The sequence below is a fragment of the Streptomyces sp. NPDC050416 genome, assembly GCF_044458845.1.
In the GTDB taxonomy this organism is placed as follows: Bacteria; Actinomycetota; Actinomycetes; order Streptomycetales; family Streptomycetaceae; genus Streptomyces.
Genome location: NZ_JBITII010000023.1, coordinates 1 through 19,285 on the forward strand (window position 1 = coordinate 1; position 19,285 = coordinate 19,285).

Below are 19,285 nucleotides of genomic sequence, written 5' to 3' on the forward strand. Positions count from 1 at the left end.
TGCGTTTCCGACTCTATCAGATCTTTTCTCGACCCGATTTCCTCGGTGCTTTCCAGGTTTCCGCTTCCGCGTTTCCCTTTCCGGCGGTTCCGACTCTATCAGATCCTTTCGGGCCCGATTCCCAGTCAGCGGGGTTTGTCTTGGCGGCCCTTGGGCCGTTCCGACGAGTGAGACTTTAGCGGATTCCCCTGCTCCCGAGCCAATCGGGGGCCGCGTCCTTTCGAACGGGGATTCCTCATTCCGTAAATACGCATGCCAATGAAACGACGACAGAACTACGTCGTCGAGTAGTGGTTGGTACTTGCGGATTGGCTGCCCGGGGACCGACCGGGGTCGGCGCTCACGTCGGGCAACTCGGAGAACACTACGGATGGGGTCTGGGCGTGTCAACTCAAGGGCAGACGGCACCCCGGGGGCGTAGTGTGGAGGGCATGACGACGCGTACGTGTAGCCAGCTGTGGTGGGCCGCCTGACGGCGGCCGTCCTCACGTATGCACTCAACGGCCGCCGCTTCGGCGGCCGTTCTTGTTTTCTCCCTCCAGGACCACCGGGGGGCGGCCGCCGGAGCGGCGGTCTCGGCCAGGAGGTGGAGGAGAGATGACACGGGTCTTCAGCGGGGTCAAGCCGACGGGGCATCTGACGCTGGGGAACTACCTGGGAGCCATGCGGCGGTGGGCTGCCGTCGACCAGCACGAGGCGGACGCCTTGTTCTGCGTCGTCGACCTGCACGCACTGACCGTGGACCACGATCCCGCGCGGGTGCGAAGGCTGAGCCGGCAGGCGGCGACCTTGTTGCTGGCGTCCGGGCTGGATCCGGAGCTCTGCACGCTGTTCGTGCAGAGCCATGTGGACGAGCATGCGCGGCTGTCGTACGTGCTGGAGTGCGTGGCCACCGACGGTGAGATGCGGCGGATGATCCAGTACAAGGAGAAGGCCGCGCGGGAGCAGCGGCGGGGCGGGAGTGTGCGGCTGTCGCTGCTGACGTATCCCGTGCTGATGGCGGCGGACATCCTGGCGTACGGGGCTGATGAGGTACCGGTCGGGGACGACCAGGTGCAGCATGTCGAGCTCACGCGGGATCTGGCGGTGCGGTTCAACCAGCGGTACGGGCATACGTTCGTGGTGCCGCGGGCCACGCGGCCGAGCGTGGCGGCGCGGGTGATGAACCTGCAGGACCCGACGTCGAAGATGGGCAAGAGCGATGACGTCGGGCCGGGGATCGTCTATCTGCTGGACGAGCCGGACGTGGTGCGGAAGAAGGTCATGCGGGCCGTGACCGACAGTGGGCGGGAGGTCGTCTACGACCGGGAGGCCCGGCCGGGGCTCGCCAATCTGCTGGAGATCCTCGCCGCGTGCTCGGGTGGGAGTCCTGAGGAGCTGAGCGGTGCGTACGCGTCGTACGGGGATTTGAAGAAGGACGCCGCCGAGGCGGTGGTCGAGGTGCTCAGACCCGTGCAGGAGCGGCACAAGGAGTTGTGTGCGGATCCTGGCTATGTGGAGGGGGTGCTGCGGGACGGGGCGGAGCGGGCCCGGGGGATGGCGCGGCCGACGGTGGATGCCGCGTATCGCGCGATCGGGTTGCTGCCTGCCGTGCCGGAATCGGCGGCTGCGGACGCGGGTGGGGCCGGCGTGTTGAGGGTGTGAGGTGGTGCGGGCGTCGGGGGCGGAACGTCCCCGACGCCCGTGGTGCTCCTCAGTTGTTGTTGCCCGAGGCCAGGGCGCGGCTGCGGTCGCGGGCGGCTTCGAGGGCGGCGATGAGGGCGGCTCGTACGCCGTGGTTCTCGAGTTCTCGGATGGCGTTGATCGTCGTACCGGCGGGGGACGTGACGTTCTCGCGGAGCTTGACGGGGTGTTCGCCGCTGTCGCGGAGCATCGTCGCGGCGCCGATCGCGGACTGGACGATCAGGTCGTGCGCCTTGTCGCGGGGCAGGCCGAGGAGGATGCCCGCGTCGGTCATGGCTTCGACCAGGTAGAAGAAGTAGGCCGGGCCGGAGCCGGAGAGAGCCGTGCAGGCGTCCTGCTGGGACTCGGGGACGCGGAGCGTCTTGCCGACGGCGCCGAAGATCTCCTCGGTGTGGGCCAGGTGGTCGGCGGTGGCGTGCGTGCCGGCGGAGATGACCGACATGGCCTCGTCCACCAGGGCGGGGGTGTTCGTCATGACGCGGACGACCGGGGTGCCGGGGGCGAGGCGTTCCTCGAAGTACGCGGTGAGGATGCCGGCGGCGCCGCTGATGACCAGGCGGTCGGCGGGGACGTGGGGGGCGAGTTCGTCGAGGAGGGTGCCCATGTCCTGAGGTTTGACCGTGAGGATCAGGGTGTCGGCGATCTTCGCGGCTTCCGGGTTGGTGACCGGGGTGACGCCGTAGCGGGTGTGGAGTTCCTCGGCTCGTTCCTGGCGGCGGGTCGTGACCAGGAGGTCGGCCGGTGTCCAGCCGGCTCGGATCATTCCGCTGATCAGGGCTTCGCCGATCTTGCCGGTGCCGAGGACTGCGACTTTCTGGGTCATGGCGCGGGGTGCCTCCGGGGGTGCGTCGTCCGGGGTACATCCTCGCATCGAGGAGGGGGCGGCGGCTTGGCTGTCCGTTGGGCGGGATGCCGCGCGCCGGGGGGCGCGGCCGGCTCATGCCGTTCTGCGTCGCAGGGTCGCCGCGCCCAGGGCCAGGACCAGCAGGGCGCAGCCGGCGACTATCAGGGTGTCGCGTACGAACGTGGCGGTCATGTCCGTGTGGCGGAGGACCTCGTTCATGCCGTCCACCGCGTAGGACATGGGGAGGACGTCGGAGATGGCCTCCAGGGCCGGGTGCATGGTGTCGCGGGGTGTGAACAGGCCGCAGAGGAGGAGCTGGGGGAAGATCACCGCCGGCATGAACTGCACGGCCTGGAATTCCGACGCCGCGAAGGCCGAGACGAAGAGGCCGAGGGCCGTGCCGAGGAGGGCGTCGAGCAGGGCCACCAGGAGGAGGAGCCAGGGGCTGCCGGTGACGTCGAGGCCGAGGAACCAGACCGCGAGGCCCGTGGCCAGGGCGGACTGGATGATCGCGAGGGTCCCGAAGCCGAGGGCGTAGCCGGCGATGAGGTCGCCTTTGCCGAGGGGCATGGCGAGGAGGCGTTCGAGGGTGCCCGAGGTGCGTTCGCGCAGGGTGGCGATGGAGGTCACCAGGAACATCGTGATCAGCGGGAAGATCCCGAGGAGGGACGCGCCGATGCTGTCGAAGGTGCGGGGGCTGCCGTCGAAGACGTAGCGCAGCAGGAGCAGCATCACGCAGGGGATGAGGATCAGCAGCGCGATGGTGCGGGGGTCGTGGGTCAGCTGACGTAGGACGCGGGTGGCGGTGGCTGTGGTGCGGGAGGCGCTCAGGGCCCGCGGCCGGGTGGGGGTGGTGGTGCTCGTGGTGGTCATCGGGTCGTCTCCTTGGTGCGGGCTGCGGCCTTGGCCTCGTCCACCAGGTGCAGGAAGGCTTCCTCGACCGTGTCCGCGCCGGTGCGGGTGCGCAGGGCCTCCGGGATGTCGTCGGCGAGGAGCTCGCCCTCGCGCATGAGGAGGAGGCGGTGGCAGCGCTCGGCCTCGTCCATGACGTGGGAGGAGACCAGGAGGGTCGCGCCGCGGCTCACCGCGATGGCGTGGAAGAGGGTCCACAGGTCGCGGCGCAGGACCGGGTCGAGGCCGACGGTCGGTTCGTCGAGGACCAGGAGCTCGGGGGTGCCGAGGAGGGCGACGGCCAGGGAGACGCGGCTGCGCTGGCCGCCGGAGAGGTTGCCGGCCAGGGCGTCTGCGTGGGTGGTGAGGTCGACGTCGGCTATCGCGCGGGTGACGTCGTCGTGGCGGCGGTCGGCGGCGGGCCTGCCGGGGTCGAGTATCGCCGCGAAGTAGTCGAGGTTCTGGCGGACGGTCAGGTCGTCGTAGACGGACGGGGCCTGGGTGACGTAACCGATGCGGGTGCGGAGGGTGGGGTGGCCGGCGGGGTGACCGAGGACGTCGAGGGTGCCGGTGACCTTGGCCTGGGTGCCGACGATGGCGCGCATGAGGGTGGACTTGCCGCAGCCGGAGGGGCCGAGGAGGCCGGTGATCTGGCCTCGGGGGATGGTGAAGGCGAGGTTGTGGAGGACCTGGCGGGGGCCGCGCGTGACGGTGAGGTTCTCGGCTTGGACGGCTGTGCGTGGAGGGTCGGGAGCATTATTCATCATGTGATGAATAATGCCCCCGGGGGTGGGGTGCGTCAAGCAGAGGTCTTCGCCAGGAGGAGGATCACGTCGTAGACCTCTTCGACGATGCCGTCCGGGAAGGCCTTGAGGAGGTGCTCGCGTTCCTCAGCCAGGAAGGCCGCGGTGTGGTCCTCGCCGTGGACGAGGAAGACCGAGTGGCTGCCGAGGTTGGCGAGGTGGGTGTCGACCGGGATGCGGCGGCTCCAGCGGACCGTATGGCGGGTGAAGTCGAGGCGGCCGGTGGGGTCGGCGGCGCGGGCGTTGACGTTTCGCCGCTCGGCGGCCGTGTCGATGCCGAAGTGGCGTTCCGTGCGGGCGGCGGCTTCGGCGATCCACGGCACGTCCAGGGCGTCGGTGTTCCACCAGAGGGCGAGGGCGCCGCCGGGGCGCAGGACGCGGAGGGCTTCCGGGACGGAGCGGGACTGGTCGGTCCAGTGCCAGGCCTGGGCGTAGGTGACGAAGTCGGCGGAGGCGTCGGCGAGGGGGAGGTCGTCACCGGTGCCGCGGACGATGGGGACGTCGGGGAGGGTGCTGCGGAACTGGGCCGCCATGCCGTCGCCGGGTTCTACGGCGATGACGTGCGCGCCTCGGGCGTGGAGGAGGGCGGTCGCTATGCCGGTGCCCGCGCCGATGTCTGCGACGCGGGAGCCGGGGAGGGGCCGGTCGGCCAGGGCTTCTATCGCGTCGAAGAGGGCTGGGGGGTAGGAGGGGCGGCTGGCCGCGTATTGGGCTGCGGCGGTGTTGAAGGAGTGGGCGCGGGCAGTGCGGGTGGGGTGGTGGGCGGAGGGGGGTGTGGTCATACGGCCATGGTGGCCGGGGGCGGGGTTGGGGGATTTCGGTGAGAGGCCGGCGGGTTATGCGGGGCGGCGCTTTTTCGACGGGCTGCCCGAGCGGCGGGTCGTGCGCTGCTCGTGGTGCTTGCGGGCTGCCTCGTACTCCTCGCGGTGGAGCTTCTCGCCAGGGGCCTCGGTGAGGGAGCGGAGGAAGTAGGCGAGGAGGGAGCCGACGAAGCCGATGGTCAGGAGACCGCGGAGGGACGCCTGCCGGTCGGGGTCGGAGCGGCGGGTGAAGCCGTCCCAGGTGTGGCGGAAGGCCAGCGCGCTGCAGATCGCGAACATCACGACCATGAGCAGGGTCACGAAGCTGCCGATCGCGGCCAGCAGGAGGCCCTGGTAGGCGAGGCGGAGGACGAGGCAGGAGACGACTGCGGTGGCCAGTGAGCCGAGGGCGACGCCTATGCGACGGGCGGTGTAGCCGTTGTCGTGGTTCAGCCAGGTCGTGCCGAGGAAGCGGATCGGCTCGGGGCGGGGGGCGAGGGGGCTGTTCTCTGCGCTCACCGGTCGATTATGGGCCTGCGGGGTGCCTGCGGCGGCCTGTGGCTGCTTCGGTGGGGGTGCGCGTAGCGCCTACCGGGGTGCGGTGGGTCGGGGCCGCGCCGGGGGGGTGTCCGTCCTCGGAACGGCGCGATGGGCTTGCGTACCGACCAACTCCCCGTTGACGCGCCAACCGCTGCGGGCGGACACCCCCCGACACGTCCCCTTCCGTGCGTCGGCGGGTGCGGGTGCGTGGTGGCTTAGCTGCCGCAGGCCGCCGCGCTGCGGGCCGCCGTGGCCGCCTCAGCTGCGGGCAGTCGTGCCTCCCCCAGTGCCTTAAGGGCCTGGGAGGTGCCCCCAGGCGGCACGGGTGGGCGCAGCGGCACCTCGCAGCGCCGAGTTGCGCACCCACCCCGCCCCAGCAACAGCGCCGCAGGTCAGCCGCAGCGCGGGCGGATGTAGCCGTCGCTGCCCGTCCTGACGTAGGCGTCCGAGACGTACTGGCCGCTTGCGATGTTGTCCCAGATGTTCGTCGTGCCGTACGGGCCCGTGACCGTGGTGCCGGGTGTCTGGCAGTGGATCGGGACTCGCGAGCCCTCGGGCAGAACCTTGACGATCGGGTAGCCGGTGCCCGGACCGCTGCGGACGTTGACGCTGACGCCCGGAGCGATCGAGTAATAGGTGGCCGCCGCGGCCAGTGTGGTGACCAGTGGCTTGCCGCGCTCGGCCTCTTCGACAGGCTCTACTGACATGAAAACCTCCCCCGTTGCACCCCATGGCTTCCATGGGATCCCGTTCATTCCCCTGAATCACGCCATCAAACACCAGTGCGTGACACGCCAGCGGAGGCTAGCAAGCCGCCTCTGTCCCGTACGAGTCATCGACTAGGCTCCGTGCGTCGCGCGCGCGGACGAACAGCACGGGGGTGGTCCCATGGCGCCACAGCGGAACGTCGGAGCGGGCCCGGAAGCGGAACTTCCTGAGTACGCCGGTCACTACCGGCTCGAGTCCTGTCTGGGCTCGGGCGGCATGGGGGTCGTCCACCTGGCCCGGAGTACGTCCGGGATGAAGGTCGCCGTGAAGGTCGTGCACGCGGAGTTCGCCAAGGATCCCGAGTTCAGGGGGCGTTTCCGGCAGGAGGTCGGGGCGGCCCGGCGGGTCAGCGGGGCTTTCACCGCGCCCGTCGTGGATGCCGACCCCGAGGCCGGACGGCCCTGGATGGCCACGCTGTTCATTCCGGGCCCGACGCTGGCCCAGGAGGTGAAGCGGAACGGTCCCCTGGCCCCGGCGCAGTTGCGTCGGCTGATGGCCGGGCTCGCCGAGGCGCTGCGTGACATCCACCGGGTCGGGGTCGTGCACCGCGACCTGAAGCCGAGCAACGTCCTGCTCGCCGAGGACGGGCCGAAGGTCATCGACTTCGGCATTTCCCGGCCGAAAGACAGCGAGTTGCGGACTGAGACCGGGAAGCTGATCGGGACGCCGCCCTTCATGGCGCCGGAGCAGTTCCGGCGGCCCCGGGAAGTGGGGCCCGCCGCCGATGTGTTCGCCCTCGGGTCCGTGATGGTGCACGCGGCGACCGGGCGGGGGCCGTTCGACTCCGACAGTCCGTACGTCGTCGCCTATCAGGTCGTGCACGACGAGCCCGAGCTGGCCGGCGTACCGGAAGAGCTGGTGCCGCTCGTGCTGCGGTGTCTCGCCAAGGAGCCCGAGGACCGGCCCTCCCCCGACGAGTTGATGCGGGAACTGCGGTCGGTGGCGGCCTCGTACGACACGCAGGCGTTCATACCGGCGCAGCGGGTGGAGGAGGAGGCACCGGCCGTTGCCGAGCAGGGCGGCGGGGAGGAGGAGCCGTCGCGGCGGTCCAGGGTGCGGGTCGGTAAGCGGGCCGCGCTCGGTGCCGGAGTCCTCGGGCTGGCCGTCCTCGGTGTGCTCGTGTCGGTTCCCTTGCTCGGGGATGGCGGGCCGGCGTCCGAGGTCGCCGCTCCGCGGACCACGGCGGCCGCGTTCTCGGCGTGGGAGGCGCCGCCGTTGTCCGGGAAGAGCATGCCTCAGTGTGCGTACACGGCGGGGAAGTTGCTGTGTGCGCAGACCGGGCTGGTCTTCGCTCTGGATCCTGTCGACGGGCGGCTGCTGTGGCGGCATCCTCTGGACGCGAGCGGGCCGCCGAGCGGGGCTCCGGTCGTGTCGGGTGGGCTCGTGCCGGCCGGGCTGGGCCAGGGGCGGCGGGTGACGATGCTCGATCCCGGCTCGGGTGAGGTGAAGCGGCGGCAGGAGCTGCCCGCGTACGGGGGGCTGCGGGCCGTCGGCGGCATGCTGCTGCTCACCGCGGCCGACGGGACGGTGAGCGGGGTGGAGAGCGCCTCGGGTGAGGTGAAGTGGAGTCATTCGATTCCCGGGCAGGACGTGCCGTATTTCGTCTCGTTTCCCGGGGATCCGCTGGCTTACGCGGCGAGCGTGTTGGGTGACGGGTCCGGTACGACGGTCACGGCGGTGGATCCGGGCACGGGTGACGTGCGGTGGGACGCGCGGCTGGAGGGGGCGTTGCAGCCTCTCGGGACCGTGGACGGGGCGGTCGTATTCGTAGCGGTCGACGCGGTGCGCGGGGAGGCGCGGGCCGTGGTCCGTTACGACCCGGAACGCCGGACCAGTGTGCGGGTGCCGTTGCGCATTGCGTTGCAGCAGGTGGCGGGGAGTGTGCACGGGGACGTCGTGCACCTCATGGCGACGGGCGGTGCGCTGGTCGCCGTCGATCTGGAGGCGCGCAAGCAGCGGTGGAGTCTGGAGACGGGGATCGTCCGGGGGTCGACGCCGGTCGCCGACGACCGGTACGTGTACGTCACCGCGCCGGACGGGAGGCTGCTCGCCGTCGACGCGCGGCGCGGGAAGCTCGTCGGGCAGACGTCTCCGCGGCTGGGCGAACGGTCGGATCGGGTTCCGGCCGCGCTTCCCGAGCCCGTGCTCGTGGGGGACCGTGTCTATGCCGGTGCGCCGGACGGGTCCGTCTTCGCCGTGAGCGGGCGTGATCCGTCGGGGTGGTAGCGCGTACGCACAAGGGCCGCTCCCGGGAGACCGGGGGCGGCCCTTGTGCGTGGAGTGGTCAGCCCAGCTTCGAGACGTCCCGCACGGCGCCCTTGTCGGCGCTGGTCGCCATCGCCGCGTAGGCCCGCAGTGCCGCCGAGACCTTGCGGTCGCGGTTCTTCGGGGCGTACACGCCGTTCAGCGCCTGCTCGCGGCGGGCCAGCTCGGCGTCGTCGACGAGGAGTTCGATGGTGCGGTTCGGGATGTCGATGCGGATGCGGTCGCCGTCCTCCACCAGGGCGATGGTGCCGCCGGCGGCCGCCTCGGGCGAGGCGTGGCCGATGGAGAGGCCGGACGTGCCGCCGGAGAAGCGGCCGTCGGTGATCAGGGCGCAGGTCTTGCCGAGGCCGCGGCCCTTCAGGTACGAGGTCGGGTAGAGCATCTCCTGCATGCCGGGGCCGCCCTTGGGGCCCTCGTAGCGGATGACGACGACGTCGCCCTCCTTGATCTGCTTCAGCAGGATCTTCTCGACGGCCTCCTCCTGCGACTCGCAGACGACCGCCGGGCCCTCGAAGGTCCAGATCGACTCGTCGACGCCGGCCGTCTTCACCACGCAGCCGTCGACCGCGAGGTTGCCCTTGAGGACCGCGAGGCCGCCGTCCTTGGAGTACGCGTGCTCGACGGAGCGGATGCAGCCGCCCTCGGCGTCCTCGTCGAGGGCCTCCCAGCGCTCGGACTGGGAGAAGGCCTCGGCGGAGCGGACGCAGCCGGGGGCCGCGTGCCACAGCTCCAGCGCCTCGGAGGACGGGGAGCCGCCGCGCACGTCCCAGGTCTTCAGCCAGTCGGACAGGGACGGGCTGTGGACCGCGTGCACGTCCTCGTTGAGCAGGCCCGCGCGGTGCAGCTCGCCGAGGAGGGCGGGGATGCCGCCGGCGCGGTGCACGTCTTCCATGTAGTACGTGCGGTCCTTGGCGACGTTCGGCGCGACCTTGGCCAGGCAGGGGACCCTGCGGGAGACCGCGTCGATCTCCTCCAGGCCGAAGGGAACACCGGCCTCCTGCGCCGCGGCCAGCAGGTGCAGGATCGTGTTGGTCGAGCCGCCCATCGCGATGTCGAGGGCCATGGCGTTCTCGAAGGCCGCGAACGTGGCGACGTTGCGCGGCAGGACCGCGTCGTCGTCCTGCTCGTAGTAGCGGCGGGTGATGTCCATGACCGTGTTGGCCGCGTCGACGTACAGCTGCTTGCGGGCCGTGTGGGTGGCCAGGACCGAGCCGTTGCCGGGGAGGGAGAGGCCGATGGCCTCCGTCAGGCAGTTCATGGAGTTGGCGGTGAACATGCCGGAACACGAGCCGCAGGTCGGGCAGGCGTTCTCCTCGATGCGGAGGATGTCCTCGTCCGAGATCTTCTCGTTCACGGCCTCGGACATCGCGTCGACCAGGTCGAGCGTGCGGACCGTGCCGTCGACGAGCGTGGCCCGGCCGGACTCCATCGGGCCGCCGGAGACGAAGACCGTCGGGATGTTCAGGCGCAGGGCCGCGTTGAGCATGCCCGGGGTGATCTTGTCGCAGTTGGAGATGCAGATCAGGGCGTCGGCGCAGTGGGCCTCGACCATGTACTCCACGCTGTCCGCGATCAGGTCGCGGGAGGGCAGGCTGTAGAGCATGCCGCCGTGGCCCATCGCGATGCCGTCGTCGACGGCGATCGTGTTGAACTCGCGCGGGATGCCGCCGGCCTCGACGATCGCCTCGCTGACGATCCGGCCCACCGGCTGGAGGTGCGTGTGGCCGGGGACGAACTCGGTGAAGCTGTTGGCGACCGCGATGATCGGCTTGCGGCCGATGTCCGCACCCGGTACACCGGAGGCGCGCATAAGGGCGCGGGCGCCCGCCATGTTGCGGCCGTGGGTGACTGTGCGGGACCTCAGCTCGGGCATCGTCGCTCGCTCCTTCAGAGACGGCGTCAGAGGATTCGGAGACTTCTGACTGCTACCGAGCGTACGCCGGTCATCCAGAGGGCGGGACGGAGTGTCCGGAATGCGGGACGCATGTCTCGGCCGGCGGCGGTTCAGGGCCCGGTGAGATGCCCCTGCACGACCGGTGCCAGGCGCGCGATGATCTGCTCCGGGTCCGCCGAGGCCAGCGGCTCGATCTTGATGACGTACCGCAGCATCGCCGTGCCGACCAGCTGGGCGGCGGCGAGCTCGGCCCGCAGCTCGGCGTCCGGCAGGTCCAGCCGTCCCGCGATGCGGCGCAGCACTTGGGTGGCGACGATACGGCGGAAGACGGCGGCCGCCGTGTCGTTGGTGACGGCGGAGCGGACGATAGCGAGCAGGGGCGCGCGGGTCGCCGGGTTCTCCCAGACGCCGAAGAAGAAGCGGGCCAGGCGCTCCCCGACGCCGTCGAGGGGGCCCTCCTCGACGGCCTTCGGCGCGTCGAGGGCGGGTCCGAAGGAGAGGGCGATCGCCGCCTCGAAGACCTGCTCCTTCGTCCCGAAGTAGTGGTGCACGAGCGCCGGGTCGACCCCGGCCGCCTTGGCGATGCCGCGGACGGAGGTCTTCTCGTAGCCGCGCTCGGAGAACTCCTCGCGGGCGGCGGTCAGGATGCGGTCCCGTGTGCCGGCCGACTCCGTGCGTGGGGGGCGGCCTCGGCGGCGGGTGGTGGGTCCTGTGCCGGGGGCGGTGCCGGGGGCGGGGTTTGGGCCGGTCCCTGTGCCGGGGCCGGGGTTTGCGCCGGTCCCGGTGCCGGTGCCGGGGTTGGCGCCGGTCCCAGTCCCGGTGCCGGGGTTGGCGCCGGCCCCAGTCCCGGTGCCGGGGTTGGCGCCGGCCCCGGTGCCGGTTCCCGAGCCGGAGCCAGTCCCCGTACCGGTTCCCGTCCCCGTGCCGGTGCCCGTCCCCGTGCCGGTGCCCGTCCCCGTGCCGGTCCCCGTCCCGGAGCCGGAGCCGGATCCGGTGCCAGTCCCGGTCCCCATGCCCGTGCCCATGCCCGTCCCCGTGCCGAAGCCAGTCCCCGTGCCGGAGCCAGTCCCCGTGCCGGAGCTGGTGCCAGTACCGGAGCCGGTGCCAGTACCGGTCCCCTTGCCGGAGCCGGAGCCGGTCCCCGTGCCGACGGCGTTCGGGGGGCCGGGCGGGGGCAGGTCGGTCATCGCCTCGGTACCTTCGCCGCCGAGGCCAGGTGCAGGCGGGTGAAGGCCAGGGCCTCCGCCAGGTCGGCCTCCCGCTCGGCGCTCGACATGGCGCGGCGGGTGTTGACCTCGATCACGACATGGCCGTCGAAGCCGGTCAGGGCAAGCCGCTCCAGGACCTCGGCGCAGGGCTGGGTGCCGCGGCCGGGCACGAGGTGCTCGTCCTTGGCCGAGCCCCTGCCGTCGGCGAGGTGGACGTGGCCGAGGCGGTCGCCCATGCGGTCGACCATGTCCAGCGCGTCGGCGCGGGCCGTCGCGGTGTGGCTGAGGTCGATCGTGAAGTGGCGGTAGTCGTCCTTCGTCACGTCCCAGTCGGGGGCGTAGGCGAGCATCTCGCGGTCGCGGTAGCGCCAGGGGTACATGTTCTCGACGGCGAACCGTACGTCCGTCTCGTTCGCCATGCGCCAGATGCCCGCGACGAAGTCCCTGGCGTACTGGCGCTGCCAGCGGAACGGGGGGTGGACGACGACCGTGCTCGCGTCAAGCTTCTCGGCCGCGGCGCGGGCCCGCTGGAGCTTGGTCCAGGGGTCCGTGGACCAGACGCGCTGCGTGATGAGCAGACAGGGGGCGTGGACGGCCAGGACCGGGATCTGGTGGTAGTCGCTGAGTCTGCGCAGGGCTTCGATGTCCTGGCTCACGGGGTCGGTCCAGACCATGACCTCGACCCCGTCGTAGCCGAGGCGCGCGGCGATCTCGAAGGCCGTGGCCGTCGACTCCGGGTAGACCGAGGCCGTCGACAGGGCGACCTTCGCGTCCGGGATCCTTACGGCTGGCTCTGCCATGCAGGACAGATTACGGGGTGTGGTCGGGGTGGAGCGGGGTGCCTATTCGCCGTTGTGGTGTTTGCCATAGACGGCCCCGCCCTCCCCACGGCCTCACACCGACTCCATGTGATCCAGGCGGCGCAGGATCACGCCCTCCCTGAGGGCCCACGGGCAGATTTCCAGGCGCTCCACGCCGAACAGGTCCATCGCGGCCTCGGCGACCAGGGCACCCGCCAGCAGCTGGCCCGCCCTGCCCTCGGAGACGCCCGGGAGCTCGGCCCGTTCCGCCTCCGTCATCCCGGCCAGCCTCGGGACCCATTCCTCCAGGGACTTCCGCTTGAGTTCCCGCTGAACGTAGAGGCCCTCGGCGGAGCGGGCGGCTCCGGCGATGCGGGCGAGCTGCTTGAAGGTCTTGGAGGTGGCGACGACGCGGTCGGGCGGGCCGAAGCGGCTGAACTCGCCGACCGTACGGGCGACCTCGGTCCGGACATGGCGGCGCAGGGCCCGCACGTCGTCCGGGGCGGGCGGGTCGCCGGGCAGCCACCCGGCGGTGAGGCGGCCGGCGCCCAGCGGCAGGGACGCGGCCGCGTCGGGCTCCTCGTCGATGCCGTAGGCGATCTCCAGGGAGCCGCCGCCGATGTCCAGGACCAGCAATTTCCCGGCTGACCAGCCGAACCAGCGGCGGGCGGCGAGGAAGGTGAGGCGGGCCTCCTCCTCGCCGGTGAGGACCTGGAGCTCGACGCCGGTCTCGGTGCGCACGCGCGCGAGGACGTCGTCGGCGTTGCGGGCCTCGCGCACGGCGGAGGTGGCGAACGGCAGGAGGTCCACGACGCCCTTGTCCTCGGCGGCCTGGAGCGACTCCTGGACGACCGAGATCAGCCGGTCGACGCCCTGGGGGCCGATCGAGCCGTCGTCGTCGAGGAGCTGGGCGAGGCGCAGTTCCGCCTTGTGCGAGTGCGCGGGCAGGGGGCGCGCGCCGGGATGCGCGTCCACCACGAGCAGATGCACCGTGTTCGATCCCACGTCGAGGACACCGAGTCTCATGTACGGAACGCTACTGCCAGCCGTGCCATCCGCCGTCCTCGGTGCCGGGACAAGGCCCGTACTCTGGACTCGTGCCAAAGACGAAAAAGGCGAAGCGCGACAAATCATCGGGCGTACCGCGGCCCGACGAGAAGAGTCCCGACGAGAAGGGCCTCGACTTCGCCCGCGCGTGGGTGGAGTTTCCTGATCCGGCGGACGACGAGCAGGTCTTCCGCTGCGATCTGACATGGCTGACCTCTCGCTGGAACTGCATTTTCGGCAGCGGCTGCCAGGGCATCCAGGCCGGCCGCGCGGACGACGGGTGCTGCACGCTGGGTGCCCACTTCTCCGACGAGGACGACGAGAAGCGGGTCGCCGAGCATGTGGCGAGGCTCACCCCGGACATCTGGCAGCACCACGCCGAGGGCACGATCAACGGCTGGATCTCCGAGGACGAGGACGGCGACCGGCAGACGCGCCCCTTCCAGGGCTCGTGCATCTTCCAGAACCGGCCCGGCTTCGCCGGCGGCGCGGGCTGCTCGCTGCACATCCTCGCCCTGAAGGAGGGCCGCGAGCCGCTGGAGACCAAGCCGGACGTGTGCTGGCAGCTGCCGGTGCGGCGGACCTACGAGTGGATCGACCGGCCCGACGACACGCGCGTGCTCCAGGTGTCGATCGGTGAGTACGACCGGCGCGGCTGGGGGCCGGGCGGCCACGACCTGCACTGGTGGTGCACCTCGGCGACCTCGGCGCACGGCGCGGGCGAGCCGGTGTACGTCTCCTACCGGCCGGAGCTCATCGAGCTGATGGGCAAGGCCGGCTACGACCGGCTGGTGGAGCTGTGCGAGGAGCGGCTGGCCTCGCAGCTGCCGTTGCTGGCGCCGCATCCGGCCGATCCGGTCGCCTGACCGTCTCCTGCACTGCCCCTCTCTTGCACTGACCGTCTATTGCGTGGACGGGCTCGGGTCGCCGCTGTCCGAGGGCGGGGGCGTCGGGTCCGGGCCCGGGTCCGTGGGTGTGGGGTCCGGGTCGGGTGACGGAGGCGGGGTCGTCGGCGTCGGGTCCGGTGGGGCCGAGGTCGTGGGCGTCGGGTCGGGCCGGGTCGGAGGCGGGTCGCCCGGATCGCCGGGGCGAGGGTCCGGTCGCGGGCCGGGGTCGGAGGGGCTGGGCGCGGTGCCGTAGCCCTCGATGTGGACGACAGCGCCCACCGGGGCGACCGCCACCTGCGCCTGCCAGGGGCCGGAGGGCTCCCGCAGATGGTCGACGTACACCTTGATCGTCAACGATTCGCCGGGCCGGAGCGTTCCCGACGACCGGCTCAGGTAGAGCCAGTCCGCTCCGGTGGACGCCGACCAGCGGACCGGGTCCGGGCCCGTGGCGGTGAGGGTGATGAGGGTGGTGTCGCCGCTGTGGTCCGCCGTGACGTCCAGGGCGCTCGTACGGCCGGCGCCGGCGACGCCGAGGACCTCCACGGAGACGTCGGCCTTGCCGTCCTTGCCGAAGCGGGGGCCGGGCCTGGTGCTCGCGTTGCCGGTGTTCTCGTAGCCGCCGCCGGCCATCTCGCCGTCCAGGGCGAACGGGTCGTCCGCCTCGCGTGCTGAGGCGGAGCGGCCGTCCTGGCCCTCGCCGACGGGGGTGCCCCGGTAGGCGGCCCACAGGGCGAGCACGGGAGCGGCCACCACGGTGGCCACGACGGTCGTCGTGACGGCACGCGCGCGCAGGCGGTCCCTTCGGGCGGCGCGGTCCTTGGGGTCCATGGGGAACCCGCGCCGGTCGAAGCGGGGTCCGGCGCCACGCGCGCGTGCGTGGTGGGCCATGGCGACGTGCAGGGCCGCGCGCGGGGCGGACAGGACGGGCAGTTCGGCGGGTGTGACGCTGGTGCCGGGCCAGCGGCCGGGGATGGCGCGCTCGGCGGTGCGGCGGCAGCGCGGGCAGTCGTCGACGTGCCGGACGAGTTCGCGGCGCAGGGCCGTGCCGAGCACGGGCCGGTCGTCGCCGACGAGGTGCGCGACGCTCGGACACGCCCCGGTCTCGACGACGGCGAGGGCGGCACGCGTGCGTTCCACCTCGCAGGCGGCGGAGGCGAGCAGGTCGCGGGCGGCGGCCAGGTCCATGCCCAGGACGGCGGCGACCTCGTGGGCGGCGAGGTGGTGGCGCACGGCCAGTTCCAGCGCCTCGCGCTGCTCCGGGGTGGTGCCGGCGGCCTCCGGCCAGGCCAGCAGGGCCAGTTCACGCCGCCGTCGTTCCTGGACCTCCTCGGAGACGGCCGGGCCGGACGGCCGGTCGGCGCGCTGAGGGCGGCCCGCGGCGTGGCTGCTCTGACGTTTCTGCTTGGCCTCGGCCAGCTTGCGCAGGCACGCCCAGCGGGTCAGCGCGTACAGCCACGCCCGGCGGTCGGCCGGGGCATCGGGGACGTGCTTGCCGCGGCGTTCGGCGAGCGCGAGGGCGTCGCCCAGGGCAGCGGTCGCGGCGTCGTGGTCGCACAATACGGACAGGCAGTAGGTGAACAGGCCGTCCAGGTAGGGCTCGTAGCGCGCGGGCGGCCGCTGCGCCAGCGTGCGCGCCGCCCCGCGGTCACGCGCTTCCCGGTGCGCCCGGTGCGGGCCGGCCGTGCGGGTGGAGCGGGTCGAGATCTCCGGAGTACTGCTCATCATTCGGCGACCGTAGGCGGCTGTGGGTGGCACCTTCCGGCGGCTTGAGCACATTTAATCCGTACGGGTGAAACGATCCCTCAATCGGGGATATGAACCAGTGGTTCCGCCGCCGGCGCGGGGTGGCGGGGCCCTGGCGCGCAGGTGACCGCCCCGGCCGGCCCCCGCGTTGTCAGTGCCTGCGGCTACGGTTTCGTCCATGGCTGCCCGTACGAAGACCACCAAGGACCGCCCGTCCTACCGCTGCACGGAGTGCGGCTGGCAGACGGCGAAGTGGCTCGGCCGCTGCCCCGAGTGCCAGGCCTGGGGGACGGTCGAGGAGTACGGCGCGCCCGCGGTCCGTACGACGACGCCGGGGCGGGTCACCACCTCCGCCCTGCCCATCGGCCAGGTGGACGGCCGCCAGGCCACCGCCCGCTCCACCGGCGTGCCCGAGCTGGACCGCGTGCTCGGCGGCGGACTCGTCCCCGGCGCGGTGGTCCTGGTCGCGGGCGAGCCGGGCGTCGGCAAGTCGACGCTCCTGCTGGACGTGGCGGCCAAGTCGGCGAGCGACGAGCACCGCACGCTGTACGTCACGGGCGAGGAGTCGGCGAGCCAGGTCCGGCTGCGCGCCGACCGCATCCACGCCATCGACGACCACCTCTACCTGGCCGCCGAGACGGACCTGGCGGCGGTGCTCGGCCACTTGGACGCGGTGAAGCCGTCGCTGCTGATCCTGGACTCGGTGCAGACGGTGGCCTCACCGGAGATCGACGGCGCGCCCGGCGGCATGGCCCAGGTGCGGGAGGTCGCGGGAGCCCTGATCCGGGCCTCCAAGGAGCGCGGCATGTCCACGCTGCTCGTGGGCCACGTCACCAAGGACGGCGCCATCGCGGGCCCGCGCCTGCTGGAGCACCTCGTGGACGTCGTCCTGAGCTTCGAGGGCGACCGGCACGCCCGCCTCCGCCTCGTCCGGGGCGTCAAGAACCGCTACGGCACCACCGACGAGGTCGGCTGCTTCGAGCTGCACGACGAGGGCATCACGGGCCTGGCCGACCCGAGCGGGCTCTTCCTGACCCGCCGGGCCGAACCGGTCCCGGGCACCTGCCTGACCGTCACGCTGGAGGGCCGCCGCCCGCTGGTCGCCGAGGTCCAGGCGCTCACGGTCGACTCGCAGATCCCCTCCCCGCGCCGCACCACCTCGGGCCTGGAGACCTCCCGCGTCTCGATGATGCTCGCGGTGCTGGAACAGCGCGGCCGGATCAGCGCCTTGGGCAAAAGGGACATCTACTCCGCGACTGTGGGCGGTGTGAAGCTCTCGGAGCCCGCAGCGGACCTGGCTGTCGCTCTCGCCCTGGCCAGCGCGGCGAGTGACACACCTCTCCCCAAGAACCTCGTCGCGATCGGGGAGGTCGGCCTCGCCGGCGAGGTCAGACGGGTCACGGGCGTGCAGCGCAGGCTGGCCGAAGCCCACCGCCTGGGCTTTACGCACGCCCTCGTACCGGGCGACCCGGGCAAGATTCCCTCGGGCATGAAGGTTCTGGAAGTAGCGGACATAGGGGACGCCCTGCGGGTCCTCCCCCGGTCCCGTCGCAGAGAGGCCCCCCGGGACGAGGAGGGTCGCCGGTAGACTTTGCCCTGGTCTCGCCCGTCCGTGCGAACCGAGCGCGCGACACGGGGTCGCCCAGAACCTGCGACCGGAGGAGTGCAGTGGCAGCCAACGACCGGGCATCAGCTCCCGGAAAGTCCGGCGGGAGTGCCGGTACCGAGGGCCTGATGCGCGCCTCGCTGAGCGCCGTGGCACCCGGCACCGCCCTGCGCGACGGCCTGGAGCGCGTGCTCCGCGGCAACACCGGCGGACTCATCGTCCTCGGCTCCGACAAGACGGTCGAGGCGCTGTGCACCGGCGGTTTCGTGCTGGACGTGGAGTTCACCGCGACCCGTCTGCGCGAGCTGTGCAAGCTGGACGGCGGCATCGTGCTGTCCTCGGACCTGTCGAAGATCCTGCGCGCGGGCGTGCAGCTGGTCCCGGACCCGACGATCCCCACGGAGGAGACGGGCACCCGGCACCGCACCGCCGACCGCGTCAGCAAGCAGGTCGGCTTCCCGGTCGTCTCGGTCTCCCAGTCGATGCGGCTGATCGCCCTGTACGTGGACGGCCAGCGCCGCGTCCTGGAGGACTCGGCGGCGATCCTGTCCCGCGCCAACCAGGCCCTGGCGACCCTTGAGCGCTACAAGCTCCGCCTCGACGAGGTCGCGGGCACGCTGTCGGCGCTGGAGATCGAGGACCTGGTGACCGTCCGGGACGTCTCCGCGGTCGCCCAGCGCCTGGAGATGGTGCGCCGCATCGCCACGGAGATCGCCGAGTACGTGGTGGAGCTGGGCACGGACGGCCGGCTGCTGGCCCTCCAGCTCGACGAGCTGATCGCCGGCGTGGAGCCCGAGCGCGAGCTGGTCGTCCGGGACTACGTGCCCGAGCCCACCGCCAAGCGCTCCCGCACGGTCGACGAGGCGCTGGCCGAGCTGGACGCCCTCACCCACGCCGAGCTGCTCGAACTGCCCACGGTGGCCCGGGCGTTGGGCTACACGGGCTCGCCCGAGACGCTGGACTCGGCGGTGTCGCCGCGCGGCTTCCGCCTGCTCGCCAAGGTGCCCCGGCTCCCCGGCGCGATCATCGACCGCCTGGTCGAGCACTTCGGCGGCCTCCAGAAGCTGCTCGCCGCGAGCGTCGACGACCTCCAGACGGTGGACGGCGTCGGCGAGGCCCGGGCCCGCAGCGTCCGGGAGGGGCTGTCGCGGCTGGCGGAGTCGTCGATCCTGGAGCGGTACGTCTAGCGCCTGCCTGACAACGAGGGCGGTACCCCTTGCCGGGTACCGCCCTCAAGCGTCTGAACCGCCCGGTGCTAAAGGGTGTTGCAGAACGTCCCGGGACATCACGCAGCTCCTCGCACGCAAGGTCATCAAGCGTCGCCAGCCGCCAGGAAACGGAACAAAACGAAGCGCTCGACAGGTCGGATCATGGCAGGAAACCAGCGCCGGTCCCGTTGTGCAACACCCTTAGCTTGTTCTTTTTCTTCCGGCCTCGAACGGTGTCTCGTACTGAGTCGCTCACCTGGGGGTTTGCCGGACGTGGGGGCGGCCTTCGTCTGATCCT

Annotated in this window: 15 protein-coding genes and 1 pseudogene; 5 read left to right on the top strand and 11 right to left on the bottom strand. The window is 71.8% G+C overall.

The features are described 5' to 3' along the window. Positions 1 to 597: 597 nt before the first annotated feature. Positions 598 to 1,644 (top strand): tryptophan--tRNA ligase, encoded by a 1,047-nt coding sequence (gene trpS, locus ACIBL4_RS39520; protein WP_399416680.1) that lies wholly within the window; start codon positions 598 to 600, stop codon positions 1,642 to 1,644. Positions 1,645 to 1,693: 49 nt separating this feature from the next. On the opposite strand, the gene proC is transcribed toward trpS, so the two are convergent. The 6 genes from proC to ACIBL4_RS39550 all read right to left on the bottom strand — a co-directional run bounded on the left by proC (position 1,694) and on the right by ACIBL4_RS39550 (position 6,268). After that, on the bottom strand, positions 1,694 to 2,506 hold the full coding sequence (proC, locus tag ACIBL4_RS39525; RefSeq protein ID WP_399416681.1) for a pyrroline-5-carboxylate reductase: 813 nt from the start codon (positions 2,504 to 2,506) through the stop codon (positions 1,694 to 1,696). 114 nt (positions 2,507 to 2,620) lie between these two features. After that, positions 2,621 to 3,400 (bottom strand): ABC transporter permease, encoded by a 780-nt coding sequence (locus ACIBL4_RS39530; RefSeq protein ID WP_399416682.1) that lies wholly within the window; start codon positions 3,398 to 3,400, stop codon positions 2,621 to 2,623. Further along, the gene (locus tag ACIBL4_RS39535) at positions 3,397 to 4,185 is read right to left on the bottom strand and encodes an ABC transporter ATP-binding protein (RefSeq protein ID WP_399416683.1); all 789 of its coding nucleotides are present in this window, start codon (positions 4,183 to 4,185) and stop codon (positions 3,397 to 3,399) included. The genes ACIBL4_RS39530 and ACIBL4_RS39535 overlap by 4 nt, the downstream gene beginning before the upstream one ends. Positions 4,186 to 4,217: 32 nt before the next feature. Continuing rightward, complete coding sequence (locus tag ACIBL4_RS39540; protein ID WP_399416684.1) at positions 4,218 to 5,003, bottom strand: class I SAM-dependent methyltransferase; 786 nt, start codon at positions 5,001 to 5,003, stop codon at positions 4,218 to 4,220. Between the two features lie 54 nt (positions 5,004 to 5,057). After that, positions 5,058 to 5,540 carry an EamA/RhaT family transporter gene (locus ACIBL4_RS39545; protein ID WP_399416685.1) on the bottom strand — a complete coding sequence of 161 codons (483 nt, stop codon included), beginning with the start codon at positions 5,538 to 5,540 and terminating at the stop codon, positions 5,058 to 5,060. 413 nt (positions 5,541 to 5,953) lie between these two features. After that, on the bottom strand, positions 5,954 to 6,268 hold the full coding sequence (locus ACIBL4_RS39550) for an SH3 domain-containing protein (RefSeq protein ID WP_399416686.1): 315 nt from the start codon (positions 6,266 to 6,268) through the stop codon (positions 5,954 to 5,956). A 181-nt stretch (positions 6,269 to 6,449) separates the two neighbouring features. Here ACIBL4_RS39550 and ACIBL4_RS39555 point away from each other — a divergent pair, with 181 nt between their 5' ends. Continuing rightward, positions 6,450 to 8,555 (top strand): serine/threonine-protein kinase, encoded by a 2,106-nt coding sequence (locus tag ACIBL4_RS39555; RefSeq protein WP_399416687.1) that lies wholly within the window; start codon positions 6,450 to 6,452, stop codon positions 8,553 to 8,555. A gap of 58 nt (positions 8,556 to 8,613) precedes the next feature. On the opposite strand, the gene ilvD is transcribed toward ACIBL4_RS39555, so the two are convergent. From ilvD to ACIBL4_RS39575, 4 genes and pseudogenes are all read right to left on the bottom strand, one after another. Beyond that, positions 8,614 to 10,467, bottom strand: a complete 1,854-nt coding sequence (gene ilvD, locus ACIBL4_RS39560) for a dihydroxy-acid dehydratase (protein ID WP_399416688.1) — start codon at positions 10,465 to 10,467, stop codon at positions 8,614 to 8,616. Between the two features lie 131 nt (positions 10,468 to 10,598). Then, positions 10,599 to 11,201 (bottom strand): annotated as a pseudogene (locus ACIBL4_RS39565) (TetR family transcriptional regulator); the annotation flags it as partial. 470 nt (positions 11,202 to 11,671) lie between these two features. Next, the gene (locus ACIBL4_RS39570; RefSeq protein WP_399416689.1) at positions 11,672 to 12,496 is read right to left on the bottom strand and encodes a sugar phosphate isomerase/epimerase family protein; all 825 of its coding nucleotides are present in this window, start codon (positions 12,494 to 12,496) and stop codon (positions 11,672 to 11,674) included. Positions 12,497 to 12,589: 93 nt separating this feature from the next. Next, a complete protein-coding gene (locus ACIBL4_RS39575) occupies positions 12,590 to 13,522 on the bottom strand; it encodes a Ppx/GppA family phosphatase (protein WP_399416690.1) in 933 nt (310 codons plus the stop codon). Positions 13,523 to 13,593: 71 nt separating this feature from the next. On the opposite strand from ACIBL4_RS39575, the gene ACIBL4_RS39580 reads away from it, so the two are divergent. Then, a complete protein-coding gene (locus ACIBL4_RS39580; RefSeq protein WP_399416691.1) occupies positions 13,594 to 14,409 on the top strand; it encodes a hypothetical protein in 816 nt (271 codons plus the stop codon). Between the two features lie 36 nt (positions 14,410 to 14,445). Here ACIBL4_RS39580 and ACIBL4_RS39585 read toward each other — a convergent pair whose 3' ends face one another. After that, entirely contained in the window at positions 14,446 to 16,155 is a 1,710-nt protein-coding gene (locus tag ACIBL4_RS39585) for a hypothetical protein (protein WP_399416692.1), read from the bottom strand. 196 nt (positions 16,156 to 16,351) lie between these two features. Here ACIBL4_RS39585 and radA point away from each other — a divergent pair, with 196 nt between their 5' ends. Together radA and disA are read left to right on the top strand one after the other, a co-directional pair. Next, complete coding sequence (gene radA / locus ACIBL4_RS39590) at positions 16,352 to 17,761, top strand: DNA repair protein RadA (protein WP_086564614.1); 1,410 nt, start codon at positions 16,352 to 16,354, stop codon at positions 17,759 to 17,761. A gap of 80 nt (positions 17,762 to 17,841) precedes the next feature. Beyond that, entirely contained in the window at positions 17,842 to 18,966 is a 1,125-nt protein-coding gene (gene disA, locus ACIBL4_RS39595) for a DNA integrity scanning diadenylate cyclase DisA (protein ID WP_274818155.1), read from the top strand. Positions 18,967 to 19,285 lie beyond the last annotated feature (319 nt).

What these genes read in the sequence shown, in the direction of transcription:
- trpS (WP_399416680.1), top strand. Translation starts at nt 598, where the DNA reads ATGACACGGGTCTTCAGCGGGGTCAAGCCGACGGGGCATCTGACGCTG.
- proC (WP_399416681.1), bottom strand. Translation starts at nt 2,506, where the DNA reads ATGACCCAGAAAGTCGCAGTCCTCGGCACCGGCAAGATCGGCGAAGCC.
- ACIBL4_RS39530 (WP_399416682.1), bottom strand. Translation starts at nt 3,400, where the DNA reads ATGACCACCACGAGCACCACCACCCCCACCCGGCCGCGGGCCCTGAGC.
- ACIBL4_RS39535 (WP_399416683.1), bottom strand. Translation starts at nt 4,185, where the DNA reads ATGATGAATAATGCTCCCGACCCTCCACGCACAGCCGTCCAAGCCGAG.
- ACIBL4_RS39540 (WP_399416684.1), bottom strand. Translation starts at nt 5,003, where the DNA reads ATGACCACACCCCCCTCCGCCCACCACCCCACCCGCACTGCCCGCGCC.
- ACIBL4_RS39550 (WP_399416686.1), bottom strand. Translation starts at nt 6,268, where the DNA reads ATGTCAGTAGAGCCTGTCGAAGAGGCCGAGCGCGGCAAGCCACTGGTC.
- ACIBL4_RS39555 (WP_399416687.1), top strand. Translation starts at nt 6,450, where the DNA reads ATGGCGCCACAGCGGAACGTCGGAGCGGGCCCGGAAGCGGAACTTCCT.
- ilvD (WP_399416688.1), bottom strand. Translation starts at nt 10,467, where the DNA reads ATGCCCGAGCTGAGGTCCCGCACAGTCACCCACGGCCGCAACATGGCG.
- ACIBL4_RS39570 (WP_399416689.1), bottom strand. Translation starts at nt 12,496, where the DNA reads ATGGCAGAGCCAGCCGTAAGGATCCCGGACGCGAAGGTCGCCCTGTCG.
- ACIBL4_RS39575 (WP_399416690.1), bottom strand. Translation starts at nt 13,522, where the DNA reads ATGAGACTCGGTGTCCTCGACGTGGGATCGAACACGGTGCATCTGCTC.
- ACIBL4_RS39585 (WP_399416692.1), bottom strand. Translation starts at nt 16,155, where the DNA reads ATGATGAGCAGTACTCCGGAGATCTCGACCCGCTCCACCCGCACGGCC.
- radA (WP_086564614.1), top strand. Translation starts at nt 16,352, where the DNA reads ATGGCTGCCCGTACGAAGACCACCAAGGACCGCCCGTCCTACCGCTGC.